Annotated in this window: 13 protein-coding genes and 1 pseudogene; all 14 read left to right on the forward strand. The window is 43.7% G+C overall.

Features of this window, described 5'->3' with window-relative positions:
• Positions 1-98: 98 nt before the first annotated feature.
• On the forward strand, positions 99-629 hold the full coding sequence (locus tag A7K98_RS20680) for a phospholipase D family nuclease (protein WP_407703093.1): 531 nt from the start codon (positions 99-101) through the stop codon (positions 627-629).
• 802 nt (positions 630-1,431) lie between these two features.
• Complete coding sequence (gene fimA / locus A7K98_RS20685; protein WP_087490217.1) at positions 1,432-2,016, forward strand: type 1 fimbrial major subunit FimA; 585 nt, start codon at positions 1,432-1,434, stop codon at positions 2,014-2,016.
• Positions 2,017-2,091: 75 nt separating this feature from the next.
• Positions 2,092-2,628 (forward strand): fimbrial protein, encoded by a 537-nt coding sequence (locus A7K98_RS20690; RefSeq protein WP_087490218.1) that lies wholly within the window; start codon positions 2,092-2,094, stop codon positions 2,626-2,628.
• Between the two features lie 89 nt (positions 2,629-2,717).
• Complete coding sequence (locus tag A7K98_RS20695; protein WP_157666065.1) at positions 2,718-3,395, forward strand: fimbria/pilus periplasmic chaperone; 678 nt, start codon at positions 2,718-2,720, stop codon at positions 3,393-3,395.
• Between the two features lie 106 nt (positions 3,396-3,501).
• Complete coding sequence (locus tag A7K98_RS20700) at positions 3,502-6,072, forward strand: fimbrial biogenesis usher protein (RefSeq protein ID WP_232461576.1); 2,571 nt, start codon at positions 3,502-3,504, stop codon at positions 6,070-6,072.
• Positions 6,073-6,093: 21 nt separating this feature from the next.
• Complete coding sequence (gene fimF / locus A7K98_RS20705; RefSeq protein WP_087490221.1) at positions 6,094-6,639, forward strand: type 1 fimbrial adaptor subunit FimF; 546 nt, start codon at positions 6,094-6,096, stop codon at positions 6,637-6,639.
• Between the two features lie 15 nt (positions 6,640-6,654).
• Positions 6,655-7,149: a type 1 fimbrial minor subunit FimG gene (gene fimG, locus A7K98_RS20710; protein WP_087490222.1), complete on the forward strand. Its 495-nt coding sequence runs from the start codon at positions 6,655-6,657 to the stop codon at positions 7,147-7,149.
• Between the two features lie 28 nt (positions 7,150-7,177).
• Positions 7,178-8,077: a fimbrial protein gene (locus A7K98_RS20715; protein ID WP_087490631.1), complete on the forward strand. Its 900-nt coding sequence runs from the start codon at positions 7,178-7,180 to the stop codon at positions 8,075-8,077.
• 138 nt (positions 8,078-8,215) lie between these two features.
• Complete coding sequence (locus A7K98_RS20720; protein ID WP_087490632.1) at positions 8,216-9,124, forward strand: fimbrial protein; 909 nt, start codon at positions 8,216-8,218, stop codon at positions 9,122-9,124.
• Positions 9,125-10,017: 893 nt separating this feature from the next.
• Positions 10,018-10,515, forward strand: coding sequence for an AfaD family invasin (gene afaD, locus A7K98_RS20725; protein WP_087490223.1), 498 nt, complete (start codon positions 10,018-10,020; stop codon positions 10,513-10,515).
• A 360-nt stretch (positions 10,516-10,875) separates the two neighbouring features.
• Positions 10,876-11,601 (forward strand): fimbria/pilus periplasmic chaperone, encoded by a 726-nt coding sequence (locus tag A7K98_RS20730; RefSeq protein WP_157666037.1) that lies wholly within the window; start codon positions 10,876-10,878, stop codon positions 11,599-11,601.
• Positions 11,602-11,745: 144 nt separating this feature from the next.
• The gene (locus A7K98_RS20735) at positions 11,746-14,097 is read left to right on the forward strand and encodes a fimbria/pilus outer membrane usher protein (protein WP_087490224.1); all 2,352 of its coding nucleotides are present in this window, start codon (positions 11,746-11,748) and stop codon (positions 14,095-14,097) included.
• Positions 14,098-14,115: 18 nt separating this feature from the next.
• A complete protein-coding gene (gene afaD / locus A7K98_RS20740) occupies positions 14,116-14,577 on the forward strand; it encodes an AfaD family invasin (RefSeq protein ID WP_087490225.1) in 462 nt (153 codons plus the stop codon).
• A 108-nt stretch (positions 14,578-14,685) separates the two neighbouring features.
• Positions 14,686-14,766: pseudogene (locus A7K98_RS21450) on the forward strand (IS6 family transposase); the annotation flags it as partial.
• Positions 14,767-14,848: the final 82 nt, after the last annotated feature.

Consider the following 14,848-nt stretch of genomic DNA (forward strand, 5'->3'; position numbering starts at 1 on the left):
CCGCGCAATGACTAAAAAGCAACGCTGAGTCAGTCAGTAATGCGTATCTGATGGCACTGAACCACAGAGTGATTCCCCGGCAGTAAATGGATGTATTAATGAAGAGAAGTATGTATTTACTGGTTGCTGTGTTACTGGCAGCTCCGGTTATGTCTATGGCTGCCAGTCAGTCAGTTGAAGTGGGTTTTTCGCCGGAAGGCACGGCCCGTAGTCTGGTACTGAAAACCATCAATAGTGCTCAGCATCGTATCCGTATGATTTCCTATTCTTTTACTGCGCCAGATATTATGCAGGCTTTGGCCAGCGCTAAAAAGCGCGGCGTTGATGTCAAAATTGTGGTGGATGAGCGGGGTAACCGAAGTAAATCCAGCCTTGCTGCGATGAATTTTATCGTCAATCAGGGGATTCCCCTGCGGACAGACAAGCATTATCCGATACAACACGATAAGACAATTATCGTTGATGATCAGACCGTTGAGACCGGTTCATTTAACTATACTGCCAGTGCAGAACGGCGGAATTCTGAGAATGTCCTGGTTATCCATAACTCCCCCGAACTGGCTCGTATTTATACCAGTCACTGGCAGGATCGCTGGGATAAAGGTCAGGATTATCACTCTCAGTATTAAATTTTTCCTCTCCATTTTAGTTATACCTCAGCGTCCAGGGAGGTCGCTGGGGCTAACTATCAGTCTTAATTGGCTGCCGACAATGGCGGTGTGAAAAATAAACACCTCAGTATTTGCAGCGTTCACTCACAAAATAAACATTACCAAAGCTGATGTTTCATTCTACATCCCCCCTGAACTATCAGATCATTGATTATTTCTATTTTGTTATTAATCCTATGATAGGAATTACCGTTCAATTGTTTATTTTAAATAGGAAAATACATTTGATTAATCTTATATCTATACATTCATTAATTTTATTTAAGTTTATTTGTGTGTTTAGTTAAGGTTTTGTCTATTTTATTCTGAGAATTGATCGTTATTTTGTATTGTTTTATGTGATGTTTTCCTTTACATAGTATGATTTAGTTGATCTGTTAACGGAATGTTTCTAATAAATAACGTGAATTTGAAATGCAATTTATAACTAACTTATTGATTTATAATGTTATTTTTGTTTGTTAGGATATGGTAAGCAAAATGTGGCAAGATATTTCGTATATTTTTTGATTTGTCAAACTGAAAGTAAGTTTTGGTAATTTATCTTGCGGATTATATATAAATAAAAATGATCAATTTGTTTGCCAGTTTCCTGAGATTAGTCCTATGCTAATAGGCGTTCGAATCATGCACTTTGTGCTTTTTGATTCAGACAGGCTGGTCCTACAGGAAGGTTATAAATGAACTTCATTGCACTGAACCGGAAAGCAGGCCGCCATTTTTATATTCATTAATTTTTTTGGATAATAAGGCAAACTGTATGCAAATCAAATCACTGGTAGTTGGCGTCCTTTCTGCTCTGTCTCTGACTGTTTCTATGGCTCATGCAGCTACAACAACAGTCAATGGCGGAACTGTGCATTTTAAAGGTGAAGTTGTTGATGCTGCCTGCGCAGTTGATGCAGGATCTGTTGATCAGACTGTACAACTGGGTCAGGTTAAAGCGAGTACACTGGCTGCTCAGGGTGATACCAGCAGTGCTGTAGGCTTCAATATTCAATTAGATGACTGCGATATCACTACTGCTACCAAAGCATCAATTGCTTTTGCCGGAGTAACTGCAACGGGTACGACCACTGACTCTACTGGCGCTTCTACTTCCACTTCCTATCCTGATGTACTGGCTCTGCAAAGCTCATCAGCAGGCTCTGCGTCCAACGTTGGTATTCAGATTCTGGACAGCACTGGTTCAGCTCTGAAACTTGACGGTGCGACTTTCAGCACTGCCAAAACACTAGTTAATGGTACTAACACCCTGCCATTCCAGGCTCGTTATTATGCTCTGGGTGCAGCTCAGGCGGGTACTGCTAACGCAGATGCTACCTTCCAGGTTCAGTACCAGTAAGAATATACATCGGGTATTTCCATATCCGGGACCAGGGATGGTCCGTCTTCATTTTCCTGATACAGAGAATATGACATGTGGAAAACAGGATTATTTTTACTGTTGACTATTACCGGGCAATCGATAGCGTTTCCGATTAATACTGTCAGTCTGGCTGGCGGGTTGATGAAATTTCAGGGTGAAATTTTGTCGAATACCTGCGTTGTTGATGATGGCGATCGTTATCTGACAGTGGCGATGGGGCAGGTGAGTAATAATAAATTTTCACATGCTGGCGATGATTCGGATCCTGTACCGTTTTCTCTGCATTTTAAATACTGTACTCAAAGTGTCAGTAGAAACATGAATGTTGTTTTTCGTGGTGTAGCCGATCAGGGTAATCCTGATTTACTGGCTATAGAAAAAGGCGACAACGTAGCCAAAGGAATCGGTATTGCTCTGTTTGATGAGCAGGGAAATATAATTCCAATTAATAGCGGAAAACTACCGATCAGAGTCAATAACTCTGGTCCATTAACCCTGAATCTCATTGCAAAGTATCGAGCGACCTCAACACAGGTAAGCGGAGGTATTGCAAATGCCCAGGCTTGGTTTTCTTTGACTTATCAATAGCTTAACTATAATAAGAATGTAGAATTATTAATTTATACTTAAATTTATTGATGAAGGAGTATGTAGTGATCCAAATTATCCGTAAAAAAATGTTCGGTTTGGCGTTGATGGCTGTAGCTACTTTAGGTGCTGTTAGCCAGGCTCAGGCAGGTGTTGCACTAGGTGCAACTCGTGTCGTTTATCCCTCTGACCAAAAGCAAGTAACATTAGGGATCAGCAATAATGATGAAAAAAGCACTTATCTTATTCAGTCATGGATAGAGAATGCTGCTGGTGAAAAAGAGAGCCGGTTTGTTATTACGCCTCCACTTTTCGTTATTAATGGTAAAAAAGAAAATACACTAAGAATTATTGATGGAACCAACCAAACCCTTCCCAGGGACAGAGAGACACTATTTTGGGTAAATGTGAAAGCAATACCTTCGATGAATAAGTCTCAGCAATCACAGAATACCTTACAATTGGCAATCATTAGTCGTATAAAGCTTTTTTATCGACCACTTGGATTGAGCATCCCTCCGGAAGCAGCTCCGGGTAAATTGCGTTTTCATAAGTCTGGCTCTCAGTTGACCCTAATCAATCCGACACCTTATTACCTCACAGTGACATCGTTGATGGCTGGTAATAAGGAATTAGCGAATACGATGGTACCACCAATGGGTAATATTTCTGTACCTCTGTTGCCCGGTTCTGGTGAATCGATTACTTATCAGACAATTAATGACTTTGGTGCGTTAACCCCGGTCACTAAAGGGATTTTTCAGTAATCAGCATCATCTGAATGATACCGGCTAATCATTATATAAGATAGCCGGGTCATTAAATGCCATTTAATACGGGACCACTTGACTAATGGCCTTATCAGCAAATTATATGACTAAACGGTATTTATCCGTTACGCCATTGGCTCTGTTTTTGACGCTATTGTGTCAGCCACCAGCCCATGCTGACGTCTATTTTAACCCTCGTTTCTTGTCAAATGATCCGGGTGCAGTTGCTGATTTGTCTCAGTTTGAAAGTGGTCTTGAGGCTCCACCCGGTAAATACCGTGTGGATATATACCTGAATAACGGATTTATGACTACGAGGACGGTCGATTTCAGGTTAAGCGCTGATAAGAAATCATTAGATCCGTGTATTAGCCAAAGTCAGCTTTCGGAAATGGGAGTGAGTGTTCTTTCTATTCCCGGTATTGCTGCCCTGGCAAAAGATTCTTGCATCCCGTTTAGTATGGTAAATAAAGATGCAACCAGTAAATTTGATGCGGGTAAACAACGTCTGGATCTTAGTATTCCTCAGGCGTTGATGCGTAATCAGGCTCATGGTTATATTCCTCCGGAGTTATGGGATAACGGGATTACAGCAGGTTTACTGAATTACACCTTTACAGGAAATAATGCTCATACCCCGGGAAGTAGCAGCAGTAACTATGCTTATCTTAATTTGCAGAGTGGATTTAACTGGGGGGCATGGCGGCTAAGAGATAACTCGACATGGAGTTATAGTGATGGTGAAAACTTCCATGAGAATAAATGGAAACATGTCAATACTTACCTTGAGCGTGACATCGTACCACTAAAAGGACGTCTGACGCTGGGGGATAGTTATACGCCGGGTGATATATTTGATAGCCTGAATTTCAGAGGTGTGCAGGTTGCTTCTGATGACAGTATGTTACCTAACAGCCAGCAGGGATTCGCCCCTGTCATTCATGGTATTGCGCACGGAACTGCAAAAGTTACCGTGAGGCAGAATGGCTTCGATATATATCAAATCACTGTCCCGCCAGGGCCTTTTACCATTAACGATCTTAATGCCAGTGGTAATAGTGGAGATTTGAGGGTCATAATCACCGAGGCCGATGGATCAACGCAGTCTTTCATTGTTCCTTATGCTTCTGTCCCTATGTTACAACGTGAAGGTCGAATTAAATACGCCTTTACAGGAGGAAAATACCGGAGTGGTAATTCAGGGCAGGATACACCAGGATTCGCCCAGGGGACATTACTCTGGGGGCTTCCTGCTGGCTTTACTTTATTCGGTGGGACTCAACAGTCTGACAAATACCATGCTTATAATTTTGGTATAGGGAAAAACCTTGGAGTACTGGGAGCAATTTCTGTTGATGCTACCCAGGCTAACTCTACCCTGACTGATAATAGTAGTCATCAGGGGCAATCTTATCGTTTCCTCTATAACAAATCGCTACAGGATACAGGAACTAACTTCCAGCTGGTTGGATACCGATATTCAACCAAGGGTTACTATTCTTTTGCTGATACAACCTGGCAAAGAATGAGTGGTTATACGGTACAGACAGAAGATGGCCCGCTACAGGTCAAACCTACTTATAGCGACTTCTATAATTTATCTTATAGTAAGCGTGGAAGGGTACAGGCTACGATTACCCAACAGGTGGGTAAAACCTCGACGTTATATTTAACCGGTAGTCAACAAACCTATTGGGGCACCAATAAAGATGACCTCCAGTTGCAGATGGGGTATAGCAGTGCTATCCGGGATATCACCTTCAGTGTGAATTACACCCTGAATAAAAATGCCTGGCAACAAGGCACTGATCAGGTCTTAGCCTTTAATATTAATATTCCATTTAGTCACTGGATGCGTTCAGATAACCAGAGTGCCTGGAATCAATCCAATGTCACATATAGTTCATCCAGTGATCTTAAAGGCCAGTCAACTAATCAGGTTGGTGTCTACGGTACTTTGTTGCAGGATAATAACCTGAGCTATAACGTTCAGACGGGATATACCGGCGGTGGAAACACTGATTCCGGGTCAACGAATACAGCCTCTCTGTATTACCGTGGCGCTTATGGAAACGCAAATATTGGTTACAGCAGCAGTGATGGTTACAAACAGGTATATTATGGCTTAAGCGGTGGTGTAGTCGCTCATGCGAATGGTATTACTTTAAGTCAACCTCTCAATGATACCGTAGTTTTAATTAAAGCACCTGGCGCAGGCCACGTATCGGTTCAAAACCAGACCGGAGTAACAACAGACTGGCGTGGCTATGCTGTCCAACCTTATGCCATGGATTACCGTGAAAACCGGATAGCCTTAGATACTAATACGCTGGCAAATAATGTCGACCTGGATGATGCCGTCATTAGTGTTGTTCCTACACATGGTGCAGTAGTCCGCGCGGATTTTAAAACTCATGTCGGACTTAAAGTGATTATGACCCTGCAACATAAAGGTAAAGCTGTTCCATTTGGTTCGACAGCAACTCTTCAGGGGGGTAATTCAGCCAGTATTGTAGGTGATAGTGGGCAGGTTTATCTTTCCGGCTTACCTGTGGCAGGAAAAATCAATGTGCGCTGGGGGGACTCGAAAGCCGATCAGTGTACTGTCACTTATCACTTACCAGAATCCAGTCAGAATCAGGCGCTAAGTTATGCATCAGCTGATTGCCAGTAACGTTAGAAGCAGAGGATGATAATGAAAAGATATCTACAGCTGATCGCTTTAACTACAGTGATTACAGGCCCTTTAATTATCAGCTCAATAAGTTTTGCTGCTGACAGCACTATTACCATCACCGGCAATGTTCAGGATAACACTTGTGTGTTATCCACGGGCTCACAGAATCTGACAGTTAATCTGATGAGTTATTCGTTAAAGCAATTTCCTGAGAAAGGGGCTTCATCGGCCGTCGTTCCTTTTACACTGGATTTTTCTGCATGCGGGAGTTCGGCGACAGCGGTAAAAATTGGTTTTACCGGAACAGCTGACACAAATAATACCTCGCTTCTGAAAATAGACTCCGGTGATAGTACAGATGCAACGGGCCTTGGCGTAGAAATCCTCGATTCAGATCAAAATGCGGTGCCGATAAACCAAACTCAGGATGATTTGAATTGGGTAAGCCTCACCGGTGGGCAGCAGAATTCAGTCAATTTTTATGCCCGGATGGTGTCAACCACTTCATCTGTAACCGCTGGCACAGTGAGTGCTTCAGCAACTATTACCCTTGAATTTGAGTAAGTAACGGAACAGTCTATGAGAAAATTAATCGCAGGGCTGGGCATTTTTTTGACTTGTCTGGCAGCAAATGCCGCAGATGTCACAATTACTATCAGCGGTAAAGTGGTTGCTAAACCTTGTACTATTGCCACAACTAACGCCAATGTGGCATTAGGTAATTTACCCACCTTCTCTTTTGTCAATGCAGGATCAACTTCAGACTGGAAAACCGTCACTCTTGATCTGACAAATTGCCCGATTGGTACCAGTAGCGTTAAAGCAACTTTCACCGGGACTTCTGATTCTACCGGAACCTACTTTTTGAACCAGGGGACAGCGGGAAACATTGCACTCCAACTGGCTGACTCCAGCGGTAATAATTTAACTAATGGCGGTTCATTGACCAGTGCTGTTAGTGACTCAACCCTATCTACTGCTTTTAATTTACAAGTCAGGGCCATTACTCCAGCGGGTAAAGTTACTCAGGGAACGATTCAATCGACAATTGATGTTACTTATACGTGGCAATAATGGGGTTAAGATGAAGAAATTTTATTTTATGGTAGCGAATATACTCAGTTTTTTTATCGCTATTTTAATCCTGATGGGCAATGCACAAGCCTTTACCTGCCAGGCAAATGGAACAACGATGAGTGGATCGGGTACTGTGACTGTACCGGTAACTCTGACACCTAGTGTCCAGGCCAATGAAAACCTGGTAGTCAACCTGGGGAATAGTATTCAGTGTAAAAATGATGCTCCTCAGCAATACACTGACCCAATTCGTGTAGGAACCGCATCAGCATACGCAGGAGCACTCTCCTCATTTACCGGCAGTATTACATACAACGGTAGTACATACTCTTTTCCTCTGGCTTCACCTACCCCCTGGGTACCTACCCCTAATGGGAGTTACCAACCATGGAATACTATTTTATATCTCAGCCCGACGGGAGCAGCCAGCGGAGTGGTGATTCAGGCCGGACAGATTTTTGCTTCTTTATCCTTACAAAAAGAAAATACTTCTACCGGTGGGGTATCCCAGACAATTATCTGGAACCTCAGGGCAAATAATACGGTGACGGTACCTACCGGGGGATGTGATGTTTCTTCGCGTAATGTCACTGTTCAGTTACCTGATTATCCGGGGTCTGCCAGTGTTCCTTTAACCGTTCACTGCGGTTCAACAAAAGCGCTCTCCTATTACTTATCTGGTACTACAGCTGACAGTGCTGCATCGATATTTACCAATACATCATCCGCTTCCCCTGCCAGCGGCATTGGTGTGCAATTATCAAATAGTAGTGGCGTTCTAACTGCGAATAAAAATGTGTCTCTGGGGAATGTGGGTACTACTCCGGTCAGTCTCGGGCTTACCGCTTCCTATGCCCGCACCTCCGGTCAGGTGGTTGCCGGTAATGTACAGTCAGTTGTTGGTGTGACATTTGTGTATCAATAACAATCGATGAAAACAGGATAATTTTTATTCTGTTTTTATTTTATGCGGTCTCTGTAAGATGTTTTTATCTGGCAGTGTTTATTGGTTTGTTATCATACTTTAATCAATGACTTAGCTTATAATAAGGAATGAGTTTTGATCAGCCAGCGCTTATTTGCCACTGTATTTTTTTCGTTAATTGTTTCGCTTCTGATTCCTTTTTCTGCACAGGCATTTACCTGTCAGGCTAATGGTACCAGCATAAGCACTTCCGGTAGTGTTAACGTTTATGTGAATCTACAACCGACCTTACAGACTAATCAGAACCTTGTGGTTAATCTTGGTGATAGCATCAAGTGTAAAAATGATTTGCCTTCATCTTATAAAGATCCTATCAGAATCGGCGCCTCATCCGTTTATAATGGTGTTTTAAATAATTTTACCGGTAGCATTGGCTATTATGGTACGACCTACCCTTTCCCCACCACTTCGGCAACCGCCTGGGTTCGTCACACCTGGGGAAGTTATCAGCCCTGGCAGGCGATTCTTTATCTGACTGCAACGGGCGCTGCAGGGGGCGTTGTTATACAACAAGGTACATTGTTTGCAACATTGCGACTGGAGAAAAGTGAATCAGAAACCACGGTTTCTCAGACCATTGTCTGGAATTTATATGCAAATAATACGGTGACGGTACCTACCGGGGGATGTGATGTTTCTTCGCGTAATGTCACTGTTCAGTTACCTGATTATCCGGGGTCTGCCAGTGTTCCTTTAACCGTTCACTGCGGTTCAACAAAAGCGCTCTCCTATTACTTATCTGGTACTACAGCTGACAGTGCTGCATCGATATTTACCAATACATCATCCGCTTCCCCTGCCAGTGGCATTGGTGTGCAATTATCAAATAGTAGTGGCGTTCTAACTGCGAATAAAAATGTGTCTCTGGGGAATGTGGGTACTACTCCGGTCAGTCTTGGGCTTACCGCTTCCTATGCCCGTACCTCCGGTCAGGTGGTTGCCGGTAACGTGCAGTCGATAGTCGGTGTGACCTTCGTTTACCAGTAAACACTGATGGCAGCGTAGTGTTCTATCCCCGCAGCCAGACGGGGATTTTTTTTGCATTTTTCAACGTCACAAAAAGATAAAACCAAACCTAGAATACCCGTCAGAGAAAAATATTATCATTTTTTCGTTAAATACTGCAGGCATAGTGATATTTAGATACCAGACATTATCCGGGAAAAAAGAAATTATTGCCAAATTCAGTTCGGTAGACTGGCGTAGATACGGGTTATCACAATGGCGAACGCTTATTTGATACTACAATCTTTCTGTTGAATTACTCATTAAAGTTAAAGTTACGCGAGTACTGAATAGCAGGTGTCGTCGTAAGATCATCCCCGGCTGATTTCATATTGATTTATGTTTTTACGGGATTGTGCCTGTTTATATGCTGTTTTTCAGCGTATTGCCAAAATCGCATGGTTGTTTAATCAGGTGAGAGTGAGGGGCCGTTGTGTCGTTGAGTAGGGTCAGAATTGTTTAATTTTTCTGAAAGATTATTCCATACCGGACAAGTAAATAATTTCTGTCTGTTGGTTCATCATTATGAATGAGACTGGCGATCCATAAAACGTTGGTCTGAATGAAAGGTGAATAAAAATAATGAATTTAATGGGTGGTCAGTGGTGTTTAGTTGTTTGTTGAAATAGTTAATTAATATTGGTTAGTGTTTTGAAAAGTTGAGAAAAATTAATCTAAAATCACTTTTGTTATTTTTTTAAAATAACATATAATGACTTTGTCAGACATAGTTACAATGTTGATTGGCTAGTGTTTTAAAATGATCTGGTTCATCATAAACAATGATGCCAGCTCTTAATCTCTTAGCTTTATTCTGTAATGTCAGGACAAAGTTAAGTTCATGGAATGGACTGCTTTTAATTAAAGGATGAATAATGAAATTTACTATGACCGCTATCTCTCTGGGCCTGCTGATGGTATCTGCAGCTGCATCTGCTGGCACTGTGTCTAACATTACTACTGCTACTACGAATGTTGAGTTTTCTTCTACGTCTACCGTGACTAACACCCTGATACCAGTAACTGGTCTTAAAGCAGGTGCGATTAGCTCCTCGACTCTTCTGGCAAAAGGTACTGTTTCTACAAATGATACCGGTCCTGTGGCTTTTGGCGTAACGGCATCTGATCGCCATGTTGAATCAGGCAGTGCCTTTATCGCAACAGGGGGAAATAATAGCAATAATACACTGAGTTTCAGTATTCTTCCTGGTAACCTTTTAAACGTTAAAGTTGAGGATATTAATGGCAGGACCTGGGCTATTAACGGTACATCAACGGGTAGCATGGACTACAATGTGATTGTGGCAGGAGCGCAGAATGTTAATGCTGATACCTACAACATCTCTGTTGATGCAGCGGTTTATCAGCCTTAATCAGTTTCAGCCGGCGTGTCCCTCAAAACAGTAGCACGTTAACCGGGACGGCCTTATGAAAGTTTGCTTCTCTGTCTAATGCAAACAGATTACAACACCAGCGCGATAGATGGGCTTTAAATTCTTATCGGCTGGTGTTTTTTGTTAATCTGGCAAGTACTTTTAATCAGTTAAAAATCTATAATTATGCCAGGTAAAAGTGGTTTTTTATATTTTTAAAATGACCATCATGAATGGATTTTTTCTTCTTATGTCGGGTGTTTAAGGGGTAGTTTATCTAACATTTACTGCCTTCTATACGGATATAGCCTGGAGGCTAATAAATTCCGTTTTTATTTTTATTACAAAAGGAACACTGTAATGAATAGAAAAACATTTCTCAAAGCATCTGCGCTGGCTATGCTTTTTTTTTCTGGTATCGCATCATCAATTGAACATGAAAATGTCAATAAAAAAACATTTACGGTAACGCTCGGAAGTTCCCGGGTTATTTACAAAGAAGGCACTCAGGGCGGCTCTCTTTCGATAAATAATCCTCAGGATTATCCCATCCTTGTTCAGTCAATGGTTTTTTCTGAAGACAAGAAAGGTCGCGCTCCTTTCATTGTGACGCCGCCATTATTCCGGCTGGATGCGAAACAGCAGAGCCGGCTGCGCATTGTTAAATCCGGGAATATTCCTGCCACCGATCGTGAAACTCTGTACTGGCTGTGCGTCAAAGGTGTTCCACCGGACGACGATAAGCAGAATAGTGTAAGTAAGGGCCGGAGCGAAATTAATATCGATGTAATGGTGAGTATCTGCAGTAAGATGATTTACCGTCCGGCACAGGTAAACGGTGATCTTATTTCTGCTGCGCAAAAACTGCATTGGGAGATTAACGGTAATAAACTAAACGTTGAAAACCCTACACCATTTTATATGAATATCAATTCAGTGTCTGTCGGGGGTAAACCCGTTACCATAGCGGATTACATCGCGCCTTTTGGCCATAAGCAGTATGTTTCTCCAGGTAAAGGGGCGGTAGAGTGGGATATCCTGACTGACCTCGGTGGTGTTAGCAAAAAATTCCATGAAAATAAATAAAGGCTAACCTTATGCTACTCAATACCAGTAAGCCTTTATTCGTTTTAATTTTTTTTTTGCATCATACAGCCCACTGCCCTTTGTGCGAAAGAGTATAAGTTCGATGCATTAAAGCTGAATGGAGGGAAAGATATTGATATTTCGTTGTTTAATGAAAACGGGCAACCGCCTGGTCGATATCTGGTCGATGTGTACCTGAACGAAAAGTTAGTTGATTCACGTGAAATTGATTTCAGTGTGCAGAAAGACCAGCATGGGCATTCCCGGCTGCTGCCCTGCCTGAGTCTTGAGCAACTCGCTGGCTATGGTATTAAAGTCGAAGATTTTTCCGTCCTTACCACTGATGGGAAGTGTGCGCACATTGATGGTATTCCGGCCGCGGAAAGCCATTTTAACCTGCCGATGCAACAGTTAACGCTGAGTATTCCACAGGTTGCACTGCGCGCACCGCTACGCGGTATTGCACCTCAGGCACTGTGGAATGATGGTCTGCCAGCCTTGCTGATGAACTACAGTGCCAATTTTTCCCGTTCTGAACTGCGTGGTTCCTCAACACAGACTAACGATACTGCGTGGGTTAATGTACAGCCCGGAGCGAATATTGGTGCCTGGCGTCTGCGTAACTCTTCTACCTGGGATAATTTTGATACTAATTCCGGGTTGCAGACGTTATGGACTTACGCCGAACGCGGTTTTTATGATCAAAAAGTCCGTCTGACCCTGGGCGAAAAAACAACGTCGGGCGATGTATTCGACAGCGTGCCTTTCCGTGGTGTCATGCTGAGTTCCGACGAAAATATGGTGCCTTTCAACCAGAGTTCTTTTGCGCCTGTTATCCGGGGTATTGCACGAACCCAGGCCCGGGTGGAAATTATGCAGGGCGGTTATTCTGTCTACAGTGATACAGTCGCACCCGGACCTTTCGCTATTTCAGATTTCACCCCTGTCGGCAGCGGCTCTGATTTACAGGTAACCGTAACGGAAGCTGACGGTCAGAAGCAGTTCTTCACCGTCCCCTGGCAGACACCTGCTATTGCGCTGCATGAAGGGTATTTCAAATACAATCTGATGATGGGTAAATACCGATCATCTTACCATTCAGTGGATTCATCTACTGTCGGCCAGGTATCCGCTATCTATGGATTGCCCTATGGTATGACGGTTTACTCCGGCCTGCAGCAGGCGGAAAACTATCGTTCGGGAGCCGCGGGGATGGGAACATCACTCGGGCGTTTAGGCAGTGTCAGCCTGGATACCACAACATCCCGGGCGCAAAAAAAAGGTAAGCAACGTGAAAACGGAGAAAGCTGGCGTTTGCGCTACAGCAACAATATCTATGGCAGCAACAGCACGCTGACTTTTAATCAGCAGTACGCTTCGGAAAGGTATAGTTCTTTGTCAGATGCGCTGGATACCTGGCGACCGGATAACTACAGCAGTACCAGTCTAAATCGTGGTATGCGGAACAGAAAGACAGTTACGCTATCACAGCCACTGGGGAACGCAGGAGCGCTGAGTCTGAGTGCTACGCGGTTGTCGTACCATAACAGGTCTGTGCATACCAACCTGATGAGTGGTAACTACGGCATCAACCTCAATGGAATTTATACTTCTCTGAACCTTGCGCGTAACAACCGTGCGCAGACTGATGGTTCGGTAGTGATGGATAACGTGGTCAGCATATGGATAAGTATACCTCTTGAGCGCTGGATGGGGTCGTCAACCAGAATGTCATTGCAGACAATATCGTCTTCACCGGGTGGTAGCAATCAGCAGGTGGGTCTTAACGGCACTGCTGCGGATAACCGCCTGCACTGGAATGTTAGTCAGCGTCGCAACTCTGGCAATAACCATACAACAAACAGCAGTGCGTTACAGGCTAAATGGTATGGCGGATACGGCCAGGTTGGAGCTAACTACACTTATTCTCCTGAATGGCGGCAGATGAGCGGTGACCTGGAAGGGGGCATTGTTGTGCACCGCGGAGGTGTAACCTTTGGTCAGCCGCTGAGTGACACGGTCGCACTGGTAGAAACCCCGAATGCTTCTGGCGTACCGGTCGGTTACGGTATGGGTGTGCGAACCGACTTTATGGGGTACACCACGGTAGCGAACATGCGGCCTTATCAGGAAAATGTTATCTCAATCGATCCTTCAGTATTACCGGACGACGTCGACGTTAGCCAGACTGATATACGCGTTATCCCAACTGCTGGTGCCATTATTCCAGTGAAGTTTAATACCCGAAGCGGTAAAAAGATCCTGTTTAATCTTAAACACAAGCATGCTGCTATCCCGTTTGGTGCGATTGCAACGATAAAAGGCGAATCGGGGCAAACCGGATTAGTGGGGGACGCAGGGTCTGTGTATCTGACCGGCATGCCAGATAAGGGAGGAATTAGTGTGAACTGGAAAGGTAATCAGTGCACCGCAACCTATAATCTCAACGTAGAAAAAAATAAAGATCTTTACGTTGTAGACGCCAACTGTCATTGATTAAGTGGAGTGAAAGCTATGGCTGGAAAATACCATTGGGCGGGTAAACTGATGCTGCTGACTAGTCTGTTAATTTCTGTGGCAGGGACAGTGTTTGCCGCTCAGGATGTAAAGGTAACGCTGCGCCCATCGGGTCAGATGCAGATAGCCGGAAGGCTGGGTGATGAACGGGTGATTGCTACAGGGAGTGTTAGTGTTACTCGTAGCTCTGTCGACGACAATATCGTTGTCTGGCTTAATGCCCTGCAGGATGGAGGGCGCGGTGGTCGTTATATCATTACCGGGAAAAATAATGAAAACAACAAACTGCGCGTGAAGCTGAAAGCTGAAGACAGCCATTCTGATAATAATTCTGGTGGCATTGTTTTCACTGGCAACCGTTTTACCCGGACGTTTGAAATTGTCGCAGATGGTGAACAAAAGATCACATCTGATGTTTATCCCATTAATCTCCAGGCTGGGATCGAAACCAGTTTGTAGATTATTTCTATGCCGGATAACGTGATACGCCCCCTTTGCGGGGCGCTGTTGCAAAGATCGTCGTATTGATAAACTCTGCACCTATTTTCACCAGTCAGCACGCAACTCATGAACATATTTAAAGGTCGGCATTTTCAGCGAGATATCATTCTCCGGGCAGTATGCTGGTACTGTGAATATGGCATCAGCTAAGGTGCACTCACCACAAACTTTACAACTGTGCCATTTTTTTGCCTTTTTATCGGCTCTGGCGTGTACTTTGCATTAAATT

It is taken from the genome of Tatumella citrea, from assembly GCF_002163585.1.
GTDB lineage: Bacteria > Pseudomonadota > Gammaproteobacteria > Enterobacterales > Enterobacteriaceae > Tatumella > Tatumella citrea.

Excerpts from the sequence above, each read along its gene's own strand:
- A7K98_RS20680 (WP_407703093.1), top strand. The coding sequence starts at position 99 with ATGAAGAGAAGTATGTATTTACTGGTTGCTGTGTTACTGGCAGCTCCG.
- fimA (WP_087490217.1), top strand. The coding sequence starts at position 1,432 with ATGCAAATCAAATCACTGGTAGTTGGCGTCCTTTCTGCTCTGTCTCTG.
- A7K98_RS20690 (WP_087490218.1), top strand. The coding sequence starts at position 2,092 with ATGTGGAAAACAGGATTATTTTTACTGTTGACTATTACCGGGCAATCG.
- A7K98_RS20695 (WP_157666065.1), top strand. The coding sequence starts at position 2,718 with ATGTTCGGTTTGGCGTTGATGGCTGTAGCTACTTTAGGTGCTGTTAGC.
- A7K98_RS20700 (WP_232461576.1), top strand. The coding sequence starts at position 3,502 with ATGACTAAACGGTATTTATCCGTTACGCCATTGGCTCTGTTTTTGACG.
- fimF (WP_087490221.1), top strand. The coding sequence starts at position 6,094 with ATGAAAAGATATCTACAGCTGATCGCTTTAACTACAGTGATTACAGGC.
- fimG (WP_087490222.1), top strand. The coding sequence starts at position 6,655 with ATGAGAAAATTAATCGCAGGGCTGGGCATTTTTTTGACTTGTCTGGCA.
- A7K98_RS20715 (WP_087490631.1), top strand. The coding sequence starts at position 7,178 with ATGGTAGCGAATATACTCAGTTTTTTTATCGCTATTTTAATCCTGATG.
- afaD (WP_087490223.1), top strand. The coding sequence starts at position 10,018 with ATGAAATTTACTATGACCGCTATCTCTCTGGGCCTGCTGATGGTATCT.
- A7K98_RS20730 (WP_157666037.1), top strand. The coding sequence starts at position 10,876 with ATGAATAGAAAAACATTTCTCAAAGCATCTGCGCTGGCTATGCTTTTT.
- afaD (WP_087490225.1), top strand. The coding sequence starts at position 14,116 with ATGGCTGGAAAATACCATTGGGCGGGTAAACTGATGCTGCTGACTAGT.